General features: G+C 64.2%; 15 protein-coding genes and 1 pseudogene. 11 read left to right on the forward strand and 5 right to left on the reverse strand.

Going from position 1 to position 17865, the window contains the following annotated elements:
• The first annotated feature begins 9 nt into the window (after positions 1–9).
• Both HYN69_RS14920 and HYN69_RS14925 read left to right on the forward strand, forming a co-directional pair.
• Positions 10–927, forward strand: coding sequence for a sulfite exporter TauE/SafE family protein (locus HYN69_RS14920; RefSeq protein ID WP_108436432.1), 918 nt, complete (start codon positions 10–12; stop codon positions 925–927).
• Complete coding sequence (locus tag HYN69_RS14925; protein WP_108436433.1) at positions 924–1682, forward strand: TIGR02186 family protein; 759 nt, start codon at positions 924–926, stop codon at positions 1680–1682. Before HYN69_RS14920 ends, HYN69_RS14925 begins: the two co-directional genes overlap by 4 nt.
• On the opposite strand, the gene HYN69_RS14930 is transcribed toward HYN69_RS14925, so the two are convergent.
• On the reverse strand, positions 1669–2988 hold the full coding sequence (locus HYN69_RS14930; protein ID WP_108436434.1) for an MATE family efflux transporter: 1320 nt from the start codon (positions 2986–2988) through the stop codon (positions 1669–1671). The genes HYN69_RS14925 and HYN69_RS14930 overlap by 14 nt on opposite strands.
• Before the next feature lie 105 nt (positions 2989–3093).
• Between HYN69_RS14930 and HYN69_RS14935 the strand changes: the two genes are divergently transcribed.
• Both HYN69_RS14935 and HYN69_RS14940 read left to right on the forward strand, forming a co-directional pair.
• Entirely contained in the window at positions 3094–3963 is an 870-nt protein-coding gene (locus HYN69_RS14935) for a glutathione S-transferase (RefSeq protein ID WP_108436435.1), read from the forward strand.
• A gap of 39 nt (positions 3964–4002) precedes the next feature.
• Positions 4003–5510, forward strand: a pseudogene (locus HYN69_RS14940) (YifB family Mg chelatase-like AAA ATPase).
• A gap of 78 nt (positions 5511–5588) precedes the next feature.
• Here the strand turns inward: HYN69_RS14940 and gshB are convergent.
• The 3 genes from gshB to rsmI form a co-directional block, all read right to left on the reverse strand.
• Positions 5589–6530, reverse strand: coding sequence for a glutathione synthase (gene gshB, locus HYN69_RS14945; RefSeq protein WP_174213628.1), 942 nt, complete (start codon positions 6528–6530; stop codon positions 5589–5591).
• 61 nt (positions 6531–6591) lie between these two features.
• Positions 6592–6945 (reverse strand): YraN family protein, encoded by a 354-nt coding sequence (locus HYN69_RS14950; protein WP_108436437.1) that lies wholly within the window; start codon positions 6943–6945, stop codon positions 6592–6594.
• The gene (gene rsmI / locus HYN69_RS14955) at positions 6945–7829 is read right to left on the reverse strand and encodes a 16S rRNA (cytidine(1402)-2'-O)-methyltransferase (RefSeq protein WP_108436438.1); all 885 of its coding nucleotides are present in this window, start codon (positions 7827–7829) and stop codon (positions 6945–6947) included. Before rsmI ends, HYN69_RS14950 begins: the two co-directional genes overlap by 1 nt.
• 106 nt (positions 7830–7935) lie before the next feature.
• Here rsmI and HYN69_RS14960 point away from each other — a divergent pair, with 106 nt between their 5' ends.
• From HYN69_RS14960 to murJ, 3 genes are read left to right on the forward strand one after another with little or no spacing between them, the layout of a single operon-like run.
• Positions 7936–9102, forward strand: coding sequence for a penicillin-binding protein activator (locus HYN69_RS14960; RefSeq protein WP_108436439.1), 1167 nt, complete (start codon positions 7936–7938; stop codon positions 9100–9102).
• A gap of 11 nt (positions 9103–9113) precedes the next feature.
• Entirely contained in the window at positions 9114–11903 is a 2790-nt protein-coding gene (locus tag HYN69_RS14965; RefSeq protein WP_108436440.1) for a [protein-PII] uridylyltransferase, read from the forward strand.
• Positions 11903–13444 (forward strand): murein biosynthesis integral membrane protein MurJ, encoded by a 1542-nt coding sequence (gene murJ / locus HYN69_RS14970; protein WP_108436441.1) that lies wholly within the window; start codon positions 11903–11905, stop codon positions 13442–13444. Before HYN69_RS14965 ends, murJ begins: the two co-directional genes overlap by 1 nt.
• On the opposite strand, the gene HYN69_RS14975 is transcribed toward murJ, so the two are convergent.
• A complete protein-coding gene (locus HYN69_RS14975; protein ID WP_108436442.1) occupies positions 13435–14124 on the reverse strand; it encodes a rhomboid family intramembrane serine protease in 690 nt (229 codons plus the stop codon). The genes murJ and HYN69_RS14975 overlap by 10 nt on opposite strands.
• A 117-nt stretch (positions 14125–14241) precedes the next feature.
• Here HYN69_RS14975 and trpS point away from each other — a divergent pair, with 117 nt between their 5' ends.
• The 4 genes from trpS to HYN69_RS14995 all read left to right on the forward strand — a co-directional run bounded on the left by trpS (position 14242) and on the right by HYN69_RS14995 (position 17845).
• The gene (gene trpS, locus HYN69_RS14980; RefSeq protein ID WP_108436443.1) at positions 14242–15270 is read left to right on the forward strand and encodes a tryptophan--tRNA ligase; all 1029 of its coding nucleotides are present in this window, start codon (positions 14242–14244) and stop codon (positions 15268–15270) included.
• A 3-nt stretch (positions 15271–15273) separates the two neighbouring features.
• Positions 15274–16341 (forward strand): hypothetical protein, encoded by a 1068-nt coding sequence (locus HYN69_RS14985; protein ID WP_108436444.1) that lies wholly within the window; start codon positions 15274–15276, stop codon positions 16339–16341.
• Between the two features lie 117 nt (positions 16342–16458).
• Entirely contained in the window at positions 16459–17325 is an 867-nt protein-coding gene (locus HYN69_RS14990; protein WP_108436445.1) for a branched-chain amino acid aminotransferase, read from the forward strand.
• A 64-nt stretch (positions 17326–17389) separates the two neighbouring features.
• Complete coding sequence (locus tag HYN69_RS14995; RefSeq protein WP_108436446.1) at positions 17390–17845, forward strand: universal stress protein; 456 nt, start codon at positions 17390–17392, stop codon at positions 17843–17845.
• Positions 17846–17865 lie beyond the last annotated feature (20 nt).

The raw sequence follows: 17865 nt of genomic DNA on the forward strand, positions 1-17865 counted from the left end.
GGCACGCCCATGCAGATCTACCTTCCCATTGCCGAGGTCTCGGTCAACGCCTTCCTGCTTTTGGGCCTGGGCGGAATCGTGGGCTTCCTTTCGGGCATGTTCGGCGTCGGCGGCGGCTTCCTCATCACACCGCTTCTCTTCTTTATCGGTGTGCCGCCTGCCGTGGCCGTCGCCACCGGCGCGAATCAGGTCGTCGCATCGTCGGTGTCGGGTGTGCTGGCGCAGTTGAAACGCAAAGCCGTCGATATGCGAATGGGGTCGGTGCTTACCGCAGGCGGCTTCATCGGGTCGGGCATCGGGGTCTGGGTATTCAAACTGATGACAGCACTGGGCCAGATCGACCTGTTCGTGCAGCTGTCCTATGTGCTTTTCCTCGGGCTTATCGGCGCGATGATGCTGCAGGAAAGCGTGCGCGCCTGGATGCGGACCAAGTCGGGCGCCCCGGTCCGCCGCAGCCATGTGCATACATGGGTGCACGGCCTGCCGCTGAAGATGAAGTTCCGCGCGTCCGGCCTTTACATCTCGGTGCTGCCGCCGCTTGGCATTGGCGCTGCCGTGGGCTTTCTGGCGGCCATCATGGGGGTGGGCGGCGGCTTCATCATGGTTCCGGCGATGATCTACCTTTTGGGCATGCCGACCAAGGTCGTCGTGGGCACCTCGCTTTTCCAGATCATCTTCGTCACGGCCTTCACCACCCTTGCCCATGCGATCACCAGCCAGACCGTCGATATCATGCTGGCGTTCCTGCTCATCATCGGCGGCGTGATCGGGGCGCAGATCGGCGCGCGCATCGGCGTGCGGCTGAAAGCCGAACAACTCCGCATCCTGTTGGCACTTCTCGTGATCACCGTCTCGTTCAAGATCGCGCTCGACCTGCTGTTACGCCCGAGCGAGCTTTATTCGGTGATGCCGGGGGTGCTGCCATGAAGGGGCTGGCCCTTGCCGTTCTCTTCCTCGCGTCCCCGGCCTTGGCCGCACCCGAACAGATCGTGGCGGGCCTGTCGCAAAACCGCGTCTCGATCACCGCCGATTTCGACGGTACGGAAATTCTTGTCTATGGCGCCGTGAAACGCGACACCCCCGCACCCCATGGCGCAATGGAAGTCATCGTGACAGTCGAGGGACCGGCAACACCCCTTACAGTCCGCAAGAAAGACCGCCGCGCCGGTATCTGGATCAATAGCGACGCTGTCCACATCGATGCAGCCCCCAGCTTTTACGCGGTCGCGACCACCGGCCCTCTGGAACGCATCCTGTCCGACACCGAAGACCTGCGCTACCGCGTCAGCCCCGACCGCGCAGTTCGCGCCATCGGCCTGACATCCGAAGCCGCCGACCCCGACAGCTTCGTCGCGGCGCTCATGCGGATCCGCTTTGCCGAAGACCGTTTCCGCCTGCTGCAAGGCTCGGTGCAATTCGTCGAAGATACACTGTTCCGCGCCGATGTGGTCTTGCCTGCCAACCTGACCGAAGGCGAATACAAGATCCGTATTTTCCTGACCCGCGGGGGCAAGGTCATCGACACACAGGACCGCGTGGTCGGCGTGCGGAAAGAAGGGCTAGAGCGGTTTCTGAACAACCTCGCCCATGAAATGCCGCTTCTCTACGGCCTGCTCGCGCTGGCACTGGCCGGGCTTGCCGGATGGGGGGCTTCGACCGCTTTCGCGATCATGCGACGCTAACCCCCGCCGCCTTTGCCTCGGCTGCAGGAAAGGCGCGGGCCATGGTCAGGCCCCGCGTGGCGTTCAGGACCATCAACGCCGCCCAAAGACCGTGGTTGTGAAGCGCGGGCACCAGCACCGCCAGAGCAACGCCGTAGACCACGACCGAGAATGTCATCGCCCGCCGCATCTCGCGCGTCAGCGTGGCCCCGATGAAGATGCCGTCGTATATCCAGCTTGCTACCCCGATCAGCGGGGCAGCAACCAACCACGGCAAGTAGAGGCGCGCCTCGGCCCGCACTTCGGGGGCGGTGGTCATCAGGTCGATGATGGCAGGGCCGAACAGCGCAAAGACCGCCGCCATCGCCGCACCGCCCGCAAGGCCCCATTGCATCGCCATGCGTGATGCCTGCCGCACCATTCCCGCCGCCCTCGCGCCGACAGCCTGACCGACAAGGCTTTCTGCGGCAAAGGCGAACCCGTCCAGCGCATAGGCAGTGATCGACAGGAACTGCATCAGGACCTGATTGGCCGCCAGAGTACCGTCTCCGAAACGCGCGCCAAGGAAGACAAAGGTGGTGAATGACAGTTGCAGCAGCACGGACCGGATCATGATGTCACGATTGACCGCCAGCATGACCGCCAGCGCCGTCCTGTCCCAGATCCGCACCAGCGCGGGCCGCAGCCACGGCAACACCCCGTCACGGCAAAGCCATATGCCAAGCATCAGCCCCGACCATTCCGCGACCAGTGTCGCCCCCGCCACTCCCGGAACACCCCAGCCCAGACCGATGACAAACCACAGATCGAGCCCGATGTTCACCCCGTTGATCCAAAGCTGCAGCGCCAGTACCGCCCGCGTCCGCTCTAGCGCGATCAACCAGCCCGTCAGCGCATAGGCCCCGATGGTCGCAGGCGCGCCCCAGATGCGAATCGCCAGATACTGCCGCGCCAGCGTCTCGACCTCGGCACTTGCCGGAGCGATGCGGAACGCCGCCCATGCGATCAGCCCTTGGCATGCGATGAACACCAGCCCCGCGACCAGCCCGATCGCCAGCGCCCTCAGCAGGATCGCCCCGCGCTCGGCCATATCCCCTGCCCCATGCGCCTGCGCTGCAAGGCCCGAGGTTCCCATCCGCAGAAAACCGAACACCCAATAGACCGTGGCAAGCACCACGGCCCCCAGCCCCACCGCGCCAATGGGCGCCGCTTGCCCCATCTGCCCCACAACGCCCGTGTCCACAGCGCCCAGCAGGGGCACGGTGGCATTCGACAGCACGATCGGGGCAGCGATCGTCAACAGGCGGCGATGGGTCAATTCGGTCATGGCCCCGCAACCTTGCGCTACCCGAACGGCAAAGCACAAGACCGCCCGATTGGGCTTGCCGCCCATTTCCCAGCCCCCTAGCCTTACGCGCAAACGGAGTGTTTCATGACCTATGATCTCGTGATCGGCGACCGCGCCTATTCCTCGTGGAGCCTGCGCGGCTGGCTGTTGTTCGACGCTTTCGACATCCCCGTCAGAACGCATCTGGCACGGCTCTATTCGGACGAGCTTCCCGCAATGTTGCGCGATTATCCGCCCGCCCGCACGGCCCCCACGATGCGAACTCCGGACGGGGTGGTGGTACCGGAAACCATCGCCATCGCCGAAGAACTGGCCTCGCGCCATCCCGAATCGCAGATCTGGCCAACAGACCCCAAGGCCCGCGCCGTGGCCCGCGTTCTGGCCGCCGAAATGCACGCAGGCTTTGGTGCGCTACGCTCGCACTGCCCGATGAACCTGCGCGTCAGCTACACGGATTGCGCCCCGCCCGATGCCGTTCTGGCCGACCTTGCGCGGCTGGAACAGGTCTGGGAATGGGGCCAAGGCCAGACAGGTTCGCAAACATGGCTTTGCGGCGACTATTCCGCCGCCGATGCGTTCTACGCCCCCGTCGCCTCCCGCATCGCCACCTATAACCTGCCTGTGTCTGCCCGCGCTGCAGCTTACGTGCAGGCGCATTTGGCGCATCCGTCCTTTCGCCGTTGGCGCGCGATGGGCATGGTCGACCTGCCCGACCAGCCCTTCTATTTCCGCGACTACCCGCGCCGCGACTGGCCGGGGCCAAAGCCCCTTGCTGCCCGCGCCGTCGAAGGGGTGGCAGCCGAGAATTCCGCCTGCCCCTATTCCGGCAAGCCCGTTACCCATGTGCTGGAACTGTCGGGTCGCCGCTTCGGCTTTTGCAACGCCTTTTGCCGCGACAAGACGGTTTCCGACCCCGAGGCATGGCCTGCCTTCATGTCGGTTTACCTTTCGTAAACCATACTGCCCTACCCCTTGGGTGAAGGGGTGGGGAACATGGTCGCCAAAGCATTCACCGTGGCTTTCGAAGGGGTCGAGGCCCGAATCGTCGAAGTGCAATGCGCCGTCACGGCGGGCATGCCGCATTTCGGATTGGTCGGCCTGCCGGACAAGGCGGTATCCGAAGCACGGGAACGGGTGCGTGCCGCCTTGGGGGCGATGTCGATCGCGCTGCCTTCCAAACGCATCACCGTGAACCTGTCGCCCGCCGACCTGCCCAAGGAAGGCTCGCATTTCGATTTGCCGATTGCCCTGGCGCTGCTGGCGGCGCTGGAAATCATCCCCAAGGACGAGGTGGAAAACGTCATTGCCTTGGGCGAGTTGTCGCTCGACGGGCGGTTGATGCCGGTCGTTGGGGCCCTGCCCGCCGCGATGGCGGCGGCGGTCGAAGACAAGACCCTGCTCTGCCCCAAAGCCTGCGGTGCCGAAGCGGCATGGGTCGGCGCGGCCGAGGTGCTGGCGGCAAGCTCGCTGGACGAGGTGGTGCGCCATTACACCGGACAATCCCCGATCATGCCCGCCGAGGCAGGCGAAATATCGGCCGAGCGGAACCACCGCGATCTGGCCGAGGTAAAGGGACAAGAGCGCGCGAAGCGGGCGTTGGAAATCGCGGCGGCGGGACGGCACCACATCTTCATGACCGGCACACCCGGATCGGGCAAATCGATGCTCGCTGCGCGTTTGCCGGGGATACTGCCCCCCTTTCGGCGCAAGAGGCGCTGGAAACCTCGATGATCCATTCGCTCGCAGGGCTGCTGACCGAAGGCGGCATCTCGCGCACGCGGCCGTTTTGCGAACCCCATCACACCGCATCGATGGCGGCAATCGTCGGCGGAGGAAAGGGCGCGAAACCGGGGCAGATCTCGCTGGCGCATAACGGGGTGCTGTTTCTTGACGAATTCCCCGAATTCGCAAGGCAGGTGCTGGAGACGCTGCGCCAACCCATCGAGACGGGCGAAGTCGTCGTTGCCCGCGCCAACGCCCATGTGCGCTACCCTTGCCGCTTCCTGCTCGTCGCTGCAGCCAACCCGTGCAAGTGCGGCTACATGACAGACCCCGCCCGCGCCTGCGCCAAGGCGCCGGTCTGCGGGAGCGATTACATGTCGCGCATTTCGGGCCCGTTGATGGACCGCTTCGACCTCCGCGTCGAGGTGCCGCCCGTGGCCTATACCGACCTCGACCTGCCCTCGACCGGCGAGACATCCGCGACAGTCGCCGCCCGCGTGCAGGCGGCACGCACCAGACAGACCCGCCGCTTTGCCAACGCGCCGCAGGCGCGGGTCAATGCCGACATGGAGGGTGCATTGCTCGAGGAAACCTCGGCCCCGGATGCCGAGGGGCGGGCATTGCTCGCCAAGGTCGCCGAACGGTTTGGCCTTTCGGCACGGGGATATCATCGGGTTTTGCGCGTGGCCCGCACCATCGCCGACCTCGACGGTTCGGATCAGGTCAAAAAACCCCATGTGGCCGAAGCGGTCAGTTTCCGCCTGCCGCCGGGGCAATGACCTCGCATGCATGGTCCCGAACCGGGCGCCGCCTGCCCTGAAGGACAGGCGGCGCAGAAGGTGTCACGGCTGGATTGCTTAACGACGCTTGGCCTCGATCACCTCCCAGATCCGGGCCGAAGCGTTGGTACCATCGAACCGCTCCAGTTCTTGCAGACCTGTGGGCGAGGTAACGTTGATCTCGGTCAGATAGTCGCCTATCACATCGATGCCGACGAAAATCTGGCCTTTCTCGCGCAGAACCGGACCGATTGCCGCGCAGATTTCAAGGTCGCGCGGTGTCAGCCCGATCTTTTCAGGCCGCCCGCCCACATGCATGTTCGACCGCGTCTCTCCCGCCTGCGGTACGCGATTGATTGCACCGACGGGTTCGCCATTCACAAGGATCACCCGCTTGTCGCCCTTGGCCACATCCGGCAGGAATTTTTGCACGATCAGCGGCTCGCGGCTCATGCCGGTGAACAGCTCGTGCAGCGACGACAGGTTCCGGTCGTTCGGGTCCAGACGGAACACACCTGCCCCGCCGTTCCCGTACAGAGGCTTTAGGATGATGTCGCCATGCCGGTCCTTGAAGGCGCGGATCGTCGCTAGATCACGTGCTATCGCAGTCGGCGGTATCAAATCGGGGAAACGCAGCACAAGCAGCTTTTCAGGACTGTTGCGGACCCAGAACGGGTCATTAACCACAAGCGTCTTGGGGTGGATCAATTCCAGAATATGGGTGGTGGTGATATAGCCCATATCAAACGGAGGATCCTGCCGCAGCCAGACCACGTCGAACTCAGCCAGATCGACCTCGGTCTCGGAGCCGTATGTTACGTGGTTTCCCGCTTCACGCCGCAGTTCGATAGGAAAACCTCGCGCCATCACCCGCCCTTCGATGAAGGACAACTTATCGGGGGTGTAAAAGAACAGGCTATGTCCGCGTTCCTGCGCTTCAAGCGCGATTCGGAACGTGCTGTCGGCATTGATATTGACTGACCCGATTGGGTCCATCTGCAGGGCGACCTTGAGCGGCATGTGCATCCTCGTTCATCCGGTGCGACCTTGATGGCGCATCGAAAGGCAGGATGCAAACGGGTCAGGCGGCGAAAGCGTTTTCCAGAATCTCTATTCTGCCCACGGCATCGACAAGCGCCACATCGAAACGCACATCGGTCAGTTGACCCTTCGGCTCTCCGGCAAGAAACTCGGAAGCCGCGCCATAAATCCGGTCCATTTGGCGCCGCGTCAGATGTTCGGCGGCTTCGGCATGGGTCCGGCTTTGCTTGACCTCGATGAAGATCAGGCCGTCTCCATCCCGCGCGATCAGGTCGATTTCGCCTTCCGACCCGCGCCAGCGCCGCGCGCAGACGTCACGGCCAGACCGCCCGTAAAGCGTCGCAACCTGATCCTCGGCCGCCAAGCCCGCATAATATGACCGTGACCCGCTCATCACTTCCCCCGCTTCAAAGCCACCTGGTAAACATCGCGCCGCGGTAGTTTGAATGCCTCGGCAACCATCGTTGCGGCATCCTTCACAGACATCTGATCAAGCGCCCGGTCGAGCGCTTCTTCCCAATCCCCTTGGTCGGCCTGAACATCCGCAGCGCGGTCGACCAGCACCACGATTTCGCCCTTCACGTCCCGCCCGGCATAGGCAGCCGACACCTCGGCCAAGGTGCCACGGGTGACTTCCTCGAATCGCTTCGTCAATTCCCGACACACCGCAGTTTGGCGCATTTCCCCGAAACTTTGCGACAAGTCTTTCAACAGTTGGTTAATGCGCTTAGGCGATTCGTACAGGATGAGCGTGGCGCCGACGTCCCGCAATCCGTCGAGAAAAGTCCGTCGCGCCCCGGCTGCGGCAGGGGCGAAGCCCGCGAAAAGAAAGCGGTCTGACGGCAGGCCCGATACGGTCAGGGCGCAAAGCGCTGCCGAAGGCCCTGGCGCGGCGATGACCGGCAGTCCCGCCGCAATGCAGGCGCGGGCCAGCGGAAAGCCCGGGTCCGAAACCATTGGCGTGCCCGCTTCCGAAGCATAGGCGACCGATTTCCCCTCGGACATGGCGCGCACAAGCCGCGGGCTGGCGGCGGCCTCGTTGTGGTCATGCACCGCCACAAGCGGGCGGTCCCCGAGCGGAATTCCGTGAATCTCCATCAGGTGGCGCAGTGTGCGGGTGTCTTCGGCCGCAAGCACATCGGCCGTAGCCAGAATATCGAGCGCCCGCAGCGTGATGTCACGGGCCGCACCGATCGGCGTGGCGACCAGATACAGGCCCGGCGCGAGAGGGCGCCCCCCGATGGTGAAACTTGGCCCCTGCGGGCTGGGCTGTAACATCTGTGCGGCTCCCCTGACAAGTTTACTTATCGCAGGGAACATCCTAGGCTTGCACGCAATTCGTGTGCTGTTCCAGCCGCTGCGCCCCAAACCATGAGGAAGCTGCATGTTCACCTTTTTGCGCTCTGCCCGCAAGTCGTTGGCCTTTGCCGCGGCGACACTCTCCACGCTTGTCCTTGCCGGATGCGAGCCTGTCGCGACCGCTGGCGGCACGGGCCTGCCTGCGGGCAAGCCGGTCGAGGTGGCTTTGCTGGTGCCTTCCGGATCGGGCGACGCCTCGGACGAGCTTTTGGGACGCAGCATCGAGAATGCCGCGCGTCTCGCGATCACAGACCTCGGTTCGGTCCAGATCGATCTGCGGGTCTATCCGACCGGAGCCTCGCCCGCGCAAGCCGCGAGTGCGGCGCAACAGGCCGTCGCCGAGGGCGCAAAGATCATCGTAGGCCCCTTGCGCGCCGAAGAAGCTAATGCCGCGGGGGTCGCCGTGGCCGCCTCGGGCGTGAATGTCCTGAGCTTCTCGAACAACCCGGCCATCGCGGGGGGCAACGTCTTCGTGCTTGGTCCGACCTTTGAAAATTCGGCCCGCCGCCTTGCCGGCTACGCGGTCCGCAGCGGCAAATCCAAGGTCATGATCGTCAGCGACCAGAACACAGCGGGCGAGGCGGGGCGCAATGCGATCCAGCGCGGCGTTACCGCTGCGGGTGGCTCGGTCGTGGCGCAAGGCTCGTATGAATTCTCGCAGAACGGCATCATTCAGGCGGTGCCGGCCATTGCGGCGCAGGCCAAGTCATCGGGCGCGCAGGCGGTATTCCTCACCGCAGACGCGGCGGGGGCCCTGCCGCTGGTCTCGCAGCTTCTGTCGGAAAACGGCGTCAGTCCGGCGATGTATCAGTACATCGGCCTGACCCGTTGGGATATTCCCGCCGCCACGCTGGCCCTGCCCGGCGTGCAGGGTGGCTGGTTCGCCATCCCCGATCCGGCGCTTTATGCACAATACCAGAACCGCTACGCAGCCGCCTTCGGCGAAGCGCCGCATCCGGTTTCGGCTGTCGCCTATGACGCCATCGCCGCCATCGGTGCGCTTGCCAAAAAGGGATCGGGGCTGGACCGCGCATCACTGACCCAGGGCGCAGGCTTTGCCGGTGTGAACGGCGTGTTCCGCCTGCTGCCGGATGGCACCAACGAACGCGGGCTGGCCGTGGCGCAAATCCAGTCGGGCAGCGTGGTCGTGGTCGATCCCGCGCCGCGCAGCTTCGGCGGTGCCGGCTTCTGAGGCAACCCTAGATGCAATTGGCCAATCTGGCCGCTCCAGCCGCCCCTGCCCCACCCCCGGCCGAATTGCTCGTGCCGGGACCGGATCTTGTGGACATCGTGGCGCTTCGCACTGCGATCGGGGCCGATCTTGCCGCCGCACCCGATGCCAAGGCCGCCCGCGCCGTTGCCGTGCGCCATTTGCTCGAGGCCAAGAACCGCGCCAATGCCCTGCTGGCCGAGGCGTTCATATTGCGCCCCCACGCATCGCGCGCTTTGATCCGAGCGCAGGCGCATCTGACTGACGGGCTGGTCGTCACCGCCTTCCATGTGGCGATCGACCATCTGCACCCTTTACCAAACCCAACCGAATCGGAACGCATCGCCGTGCTTGGCGTGGGCGGCTACGGCCGGTCGGAAATGGCGCCGCATTCCGACGTAGACCTTTTGTTCCTGACACCGTGGAAACTGACACCCTGGGCCGAAAGCGTCATCGAATCGATGCTTTACATCCTGTGGGACCTGAAGCTGAAGGTCGGCCATTCCAGCCGCACGGTAAAAGACTGCCTGCGTCTGGGCCGCGAGGATATCACCATCCGCACCGCCCTTCTGGAACACCGTTTCGTCGCGGGGTTCGAACCGCTGGCAACCGAACTCGGCGACCGGCTCTGGGGCGAGCTTTTCCGCAACTCCGGCCCCGAATTCATCGAAGCCAAACTCGCCGAACGGGCCGAGCGGCACAAGCGGCAGGGCGGGCAGCGCTACGTTCTCGAACCCAACGTCAAAGAGGCCAAGGGTGGTCTGCGCGACCTTCAGACGCTGTACTGGATCGGCAAATACCTGAACCGCGTGCCCAGCGCCGAAGGGCTGGTGCAGGCGGGTCTGCTTGGCCGCGACGAATACGGCATCTTCACCCGCGCCGAAGATTTCCTCTGGGCCGCCCGCTGCCATCTGCATTACGTCACCGCCCGCGCCACCGACACGCTGACCTTCGACGTTCAGGTCGAGGTCGCGGCCCGCATGGGATACCGCGATGCGGGCGGGCGCAGGGCAGTCGAGCATTTCATGCAGGACTATTTCCGCCACGCCACCCGCGTCGGCGAATTGACCCGCGTGTTCCTGACGCAACTCGAAGCCCGCCACGCCAAGCCCGAAGCCAGCCTGTTGGGGATGTTCAAGCGCACGAAACGGGTGCGTGCGGGGCTCAAGCTCGTGCAAGGCCGGATCGACGTGGCCGACCCCGCCGCTTTCCTGTCCGACAAGCTGAACCTTTTGCGCGTGTTCGAAGAAGCCTTGCGAACCGGGTATCTTCTGCACCCCAACGTCATGCGCCTGATCGCGGCCAATCTGCACCTGATCGACGACGACATGCGCCACGACCCCGAAGCGGTGCGTATCTTCCTCAACCTTATGCTCGAACACGGCAACCCCGAACGCGCCCTGCGGCGGATGAACGAGCTCGAGGTGCTTTCGGCCCTTATCCCCGAATTCGAACCCATCGTCGCGATGATGCAGTTCAACGTCTACCACCACTACACGGTCGACGAACACATCATCCAATGCATCAGCATCCTCGCGCAGATCGAACGCGGCGAGCTGGTCGAGGAATTGCCCGTGGTGTCGGGCATCCTGAAAGAGGGCGTGAACCGCAAGGTCCTTTATGTCGCCCTGTTGATGCATGACATCGGCAAGGGCCGCCCCGAAGACCATTCGATCATCGGCGCGCAGATTGCCCGCCGCGTCTGCCCGCGACTGGGATTGAGCGCCGAGGAGACCGAGACCGTCGAATGGCTGGTGCGTTATCACCTCCTGATGTCGGACACCGCGCAAAAGCGCGACATCGGCGATCCGCGCACGGTGCGCGATTTCGCCAAGGCGGTGAAATCGAAGAAGCGTCTCGATCTGCTGACCGTGCTTACTGTCTGCGACATCCGTGGCGTGGGTCCGGGCACTTGGAACAACTGGAAAGCAATGCTCTTGCGCCAGCTTTACCAGAAATGTGCCGATGCGCTGGAAGGGGGCCTCGAAAACCTCAACCGCGAAAAGCGCGAGGACGAGGCCAAGCGCGCCTTGGCCGCAGGCCTGCGCGACTGGAGCGCCGAGGCCTTGCAGGCCGAATGTGCCCGCCACTATGCGCCCTATTGGCAGGGCTTGCCCACAGAAAGCCATATCGTCTTTGCCCGCCTGCTTGCGGGGCTGCGTGACGATGAAATCCGTATCGACCTGCATCCAGACCCCGACCGCGATGCCACCCGCGCTTCTTTCGCGCTGGCCGATCATCCGGGCATCTTTTCGCGTCTTGCCGGGGCCTTGGCGCTGGTCGGGGCCAATGTCGTAGACGCCCGCACCTATACGTCCAAGGACGGCTATGCGACCGCGGTGTTCTGGGTGCAGGATGCCGAAGGCAAGCCCTACGAGGTGTCGCGCCTGCCGCGCCTGAGCCAGATGATCGACAAGACCCTCAAGGGCGAGGTTCTGGCGCGCGAGGCGCTAAAGGACCGCGACAAGATCAAGAAGCGCGAACGCGAGTTCCGGTTTCCGACCCATATCACCTTCGACAACGAAGGGTCGGACATCTACACAATCGTCGAGGTCGACACCCGCGACCGTCCGGGGTTGCTGTATGACCTGACGCGCACGCTTGCGGCGAACAACATCTACATCGCAAGTGCGGTGATCGCGACATTCGGTGCGCAGGTGGTCGACAGCTTTTACGTCAAAGACATGTTCGGCTTGAAGCTGCACCAGAAAACACGGCAAGAGGCGCTGGAAAGGAAGCTGCGCCAGGCGATTGCCGAGGGCGCCGAACGGGCCAAGGCATAATGCAACCGATCCGTCTGATCCGCTCTGTCCTGACCGTGGGCGGGTGGACCCTGATGTCGCGCGGTGCGGGATTTCTGCGCGATGTTATGATGGCGGCCTATCTGGGTGCGGGGCCGGTGGCCGATGCCTTCAACGTCGCCTTCTCGCTGCCCAACATGTTCCGCCGCTTCTTCGCCGAGGGCGCGTTCAACATGGCCTTCGTGCCGATGTTCGCCAAAAAGCTGGAATCCGGCGAGGATGCAAAGGGCTTTGCCCGCGATGCCTTCAACGGGCTGGCGGGCATATTGATCGTGTTTTCGGTGATCGGCACCTTTGCGATGCCGTGGCTGGTCTGGGCCATGGCATCGGGCTTTGCCGGCGATGCGCGGTTCGACATGGCCGTGACCTTTGGCCAGATCTGCTTTTCCTACATCCTGTTCATCAGCCTCGTCGCCCTGCTGTCGGGCGTGCTGAATGCATTCGGCCATTTTACCGAAGCCGGTTTCGTGCCGGTGCTGATGAACATCATCTTCATCGTCGCGATGCTGATCGCGGCACGGACCGGTTGGGACATGGGCCTGACGCTGGCATGGACGGTGCCGATCACCGGCATCGCGCAATTGGTCTTTACCTGGGTCGCAGCCCACCGGATCGGGTTCCGCTTCCATCCGGGCTGGCCGAAGATCACGCCCGAGTTGAAGCGCCTTGCCGCCATCGCCGCGCCTGCCGTGCTGGCCGGGGGCGTGGTGCAGATCAACCTTCTGGTAGGCCGTCAGGTCGCCAGCTACACCGAAGGGGCTGTGTCGTGGCTCGTCTATGCCGACCGGCTGTATCAACTCCCCCTCGGCGTGGTGGGCATCGCGATAGGCACCGTCCTGTTGCCCGATCTCTCGCGCCGCCTGCGGGCCGGAGATGCGGCAGGCGGGCGCGCCAGCTTCAACCGTGGCGCGGAATTCGCGCTGCTTCTGACAATCCCCGCCGCCGTGGCGCTGGTCGTGATGGCGCTGCCCTTGACCACCGTGCTTTACCAGCGCGGGGCCTTCGACGCGCATGATGCCCAGATGACAGCGCTTGCCCTTGCGATCTACGGCGCGGGTCTTCCGGCATTCGTGCTGCACAAGGTGTTCCAGCCGCTTTACTACGCCCGCGAAAACACCCGCGCGCCGTTCAACTATGCCGTGGTGTCCATGGTGGTGAATGTGGCCATCGCCGTGGGGCTGATGCCGTTCATCGGCTTTGCCGCCGCCGCCCTTGCCACCACTCTGGCGGGTTGGGTCATGGTATGGCAGCTATGGCGCGGAGCGCAGCCTATGGGGCCGGAAGCGCATTTCGACGACCGCATGCGCCAGCGTCTGCCCCGCATCGTCGCGGCATCGGCGGTGATGGGGGCCGTGCTTTGGAGCGGCGACACGCTGCTGGCCGAAGCTATGACGCTGCACGGCTGGCGCTATGCCGCCCTTGCCGCCGTGATCGTGGCGGGCATGGCAAGCTACGGGGCAGCGGGCCTCGCCCTCGGGGCGTTCCGCAAATCCGACCTTGCCGCCCTGCGCCGTCAGCGCTGACGGATCATCGCGACGACCTTTGCCCAGCCCCCCGGACTGACGACGAAGGAAAGCGCGAAACCCGCCGCGAAACCCGCCAGATCGGCAATCCATTCTGACCCGCCGCCAAACAGCAGGCTAAACAGAAGCTGCACGCCAAGCAGGAAGCCTATCATGGAAAAGGCGCGGAATTTGTTGGCTCCCACGGCGGCCAGACCCACCCAGAGCAGATAGGTGAAACTGCCTATCAGCCCGTAAACCGGCGGGTAGGCCCCGATCAGCGGCGCATGCACCCAAGGGGCCGCCGTATAGGCCAGCGCCCCCGCAACCGACGCGCCAAAGAACACGACCAGAACTGCCCACCATCGGAACACCTCGCCCGTCATCTTGCCAAGCGCAAGCAGGATCACCAGCGCAAAGATCGCATGGGTCGTGTTGCCGTGAACCAAGGGATAGCTCACGAGCCGCATCAGATGCTCCCACGGGTATTCCCCCCTCTCGACCATCACGCGCATCAGATCGGGCGCAAAGGCGAAACGCTCCATCGCTTGCAGACGCCAGCCCGCGCCCTCCATCCCGCCGACGATCCCGCTTGCACCAAGGCCAAGCACCACCTCCATCGCGATGATCGGCAAGGCCAGCGCCCAGACGACGGGCGGCAGCGGGTTCAGCGGCGGTGCGTTTCTGTCATCGTCGAGCATGTGTTTTCCCTTGCGCGATAGCGCCTCTGTGCGGCTTTGCCCGTGCGGCTTTGATTGACGCCCCACGCCCCCAGCGATAAGCGGAAAGCGATCAAGTTTCCAGACGAGGCGCCTCACATGTCCGAAACCGCGTTCCCGACCCGCATTTTCTCGGGCATCCAGCCTTCGGGCGGGCTGACGCTGGGCAATTACCTCGGCGCGCTGAAACGCTTCGTCGAAAAGCAGGACGAGGGGATCGAGACTATCTATTGCATGGTCGACATGCATGCGATCACCGTCTGGCAAGACCCCGAAAAGCTGCGTCAGCAAACGCGCGAGGGGGCTGCCGCCTTCATCGCGGCCGGAATCGATCCCAAGCGGTCGATCCTGTTCAACCAAAGCCAAGTGACCGCCCATGTCGAACTGGGCTGGATCTTCAACTGCATCGCCCGGATGGGCTGGATGAGCCGGATGACCCAGTTCAAGGACAAGGCCGGCAAGAACAGCGAAAACGTGTCGCTCGGCCTGTTCGCCTATCCGTCGCTGATGGCCGCCGACATTCTGGCCTACAAGGCCACCCATGTGCCCGTTGGCGATGACCAGAAGCAGCATCTCGAACTGTGCCGCGACATCGCGATCAAGTTCAACAACGACTACGGGGTCGACTTCTTCCCCGTGGTGGAACCCCTGATCGAAGGCGCTGCAACCCGCGTGATGAGCCTGCGCGATGGCACCAAGAAAATGTCGAAATCCGACCCGTCGGACCAGTCACGCATCAACCTGACCGATGATGCCGACACCATCGCCAAAAAGATCCGCAAGGCCAAGACCGATCCCGAACCGCTGCCCGACAATCTGGGCGACCTGAAAGACCGGCCCGAGGCAAAGAACCTCGTGAACATCTATGCGGCACTTGCGGGCCATACGCCCGAGCAGGTGATCGCAGATTATGCAGGCGCGCAATTCGGAACCTTCAAGCCCGCGTTGGCCGATCTGGCGGTGGCAAAGCTGGAACCGATCACGCTCGAGATGAACCGGCTGATGCAGGACATCGCCGAAATCGACCGCATCCTTGGCGAAGGGGCAGACCGCGCCGATGCGCTGGCGCGGCCGATCGTGGATCAGGTCTACGACATCGTGGGCATGATCCGCTCGCGCCGTCGCTGACCGATGCGGCGGCTGGTCCGGCGGCTTCTGGCGCTGGCCCTCGCCGGATCGCTTGGGCTGACGCTTCTGGCCACGGCCCGCGTCGCGCTCGACCCGGCGCTGTCACCCCTGCGCGACGCGACTGCCGCCGAGATCGTTGCGGCAACCGACAGGATGCTGCTGACCGAAGCCACCCCCGCCCGCATCGAAAGCCTCGTGCTGACGCGACTGGCCGAGGCTCCGCGCAACTGGGCCTCGCTTTCGGCAATCAGGGCCTTGGCCGACGAACGCGGCATCCCGCTCGCCCCCGATACCGCAGCCGCCTATGACGCCGCCTTTGCCGAAGATGCGGGCATGGTCAAACAGGCGGGCGATTGTGCGCGCTGCATCTGGGATATCACCCGATGCTCGATGGACACGGTGCTGATCTGCCGCGCGCCCGTCGATCTGACCTTCGTCGGCGATCTGGCGGGCGTGGCGCGGGCAGGAACGGCCTATGTCACGGGTGCCGAAATCGACGAGATCGACCTTGGCCTGTCGGTCGTCGGTCTGGCGGCAACCGCGGCGATCCTCGTCTCGGGCGGAACGTCCGTGGCACTGAAAGCAGGGGCCGGAGCCGCCAAGGTGGCGCGTGGGATGGGCAGGCTTTCGGACGGGGTACAGGACATGGCGCGCGTGGCGGTCAAAAGCGGCGTGAAATGGGATGCGCTGCCCGCCGCCCGCTCGGCCGACGACCTTTACGCCGCCCTGCGATGGGAGGCCTTTGCGCCGCTTGCCGACACTCTGACCGGCGTCGATCGCATCCGCACGGCAACCGGCACGACAGACATGCTACACATCCTGCCGCTTATCGACACCGCCACTGATGCCCGCCGCATCGGCAATGCGGCCGAGGCCTTGGGGTCAAAGCTGGTGGGCCGGGCCGAGGTGCTGGGCAAGGCCAAACTGATCCGCGCCACATCGCGCATCACCGGTACGGCATGGGCATTGGGATCGGGGATCGTCGGGCTGCTCTTGTCGGCTGCGATGCTGCTGGTCCACAGCTTCCAGCACTGGGCGCTCCGCCGCCTGCGCCGCGCGGTCGCCGAATAGTCGCTGGCCCCCGCAGCGCATCGAAACGCTGGCATCCTTGACCATAGAAGCAGGCGAGGCGGCTTTACCCTGCCCGTTCGGGATGGTTATCTGCACCCCGAAGCAAAGGGGACTGGCATGGCATTCGGAACGCATATCCGCACGTGGTTCGAGGGGCGATGGCACGATGGCGACGTGGCGGTAGTGAAGGCCGCCGATCACGGTATCTGGCAGGGATCGTCGGTCTTCGACGGGGCGCGGATGTTCGATGGGCTGGTGCCCGACCTTGCGTTCCACTGCGCCCGAGTGAATGCGTCAGCCGAGGCGCTGATGATCACCCCGACCTGTGATCCCGCAAAGATGGAAGCAATCATCCGTGACGGGCTCAAAGCCTATGGGCCGAACGATGCGGTCTATATCCGCCCGATGTATTGGGCGCTCGACGGGTCCGACCTTGGCGTCGCCCCCGCGCTGGGGGCCACCGGCTTTGCCATCAGCCTAGAACAGGTCGCCATGCCGCCCGCCGCCTTTCAGACGAGCGTGACGCGCACCCGTTTCCGCCGCCCCGTACTGGAAGACAACGTCTGCAACGCCAAGGCAGGCTGTCTTTACCCCAACAACGCCCGCATGCTGGTCGAGGCGAAAGCCAAAGGCTTCGGCAATGCACTGGTGGCCGATGCGCTGGGCAATCTGGCCGAAAGCGCCACGGCCAACGTGTTCCTCGTCAAGGACGGCACCGTGTTCACCCCGATCCCCAACGGCACCTTCCTTTCCGGGATCACCCGCGCGCGCCACATCGCCAACCTGCGCGCCGACGGGGTAACGGTCATCGAAAAGGTGCTGACTTTCGACGATGCCCACGCGGCCGACGAAATCTTCCTGTCGGGCAACTTCGCCAAGGTCACATCCGTGCGCGCCTTTGACGAAACGGACTTCAAGACCCGCGCCATGACAGAACGCGCCCGCTCGCTTTACTGGGACTGGGCCAAAAGCCAGCCGCTCTGACGCGCGATCCCTTGCGAAAGGCGCGGCGGGGCGGCATGATTGCGCCCATCTTGGAGTGAATTGAATGCGGAAGTTTCTCGTCGTTCTCGACGACACGCGCGAATGTCTGAACGCGATGCGCTTCGCTGCGCTGCGGGCAGCGCATACCGGGGGCGGGGTCCAGATCCTGTCGATCATCCCGCCCGAAGAATACCAACATTGGCTGGGCGTGGCCGACCTGATGCGTGCCGAAGCCCGCGAGCGGATCGAGGCGCATTTTGAAGTTTTCGCCAAATGGATGCGCGACAAGCAGGGCGTGAACCCCGAGCTCATCATCCGCGAGGGCGATCCGGTCACCGAAATCCTCGCTCAGGTGAACGACGATCCGCAGGTCGGGATTCTGGTTCTGGGTGCGGGCACCGAAAAGGCGGGGCCGGGTCCGCTGGTCACCGCGATGACCCGCACCTCGGGCAACCTGCCGATCCCGATCACGATCGTGCCTGGCGACATGTCGAAAGAGCGGCTGGAAAGCATCACCTGACGCGAAAGCTGCGGGTGGAA

Source organism: Gemmobacter aquarius (assembly GCF_003060865.1).
GTDB classification, from domain to species: Bacteria; Pseudomonadota; Alphaproteobacteria; order Rhodobacterales; family Rhodobacteraceae; genus Paragemmobacter; species Paragemmobacter aquarius.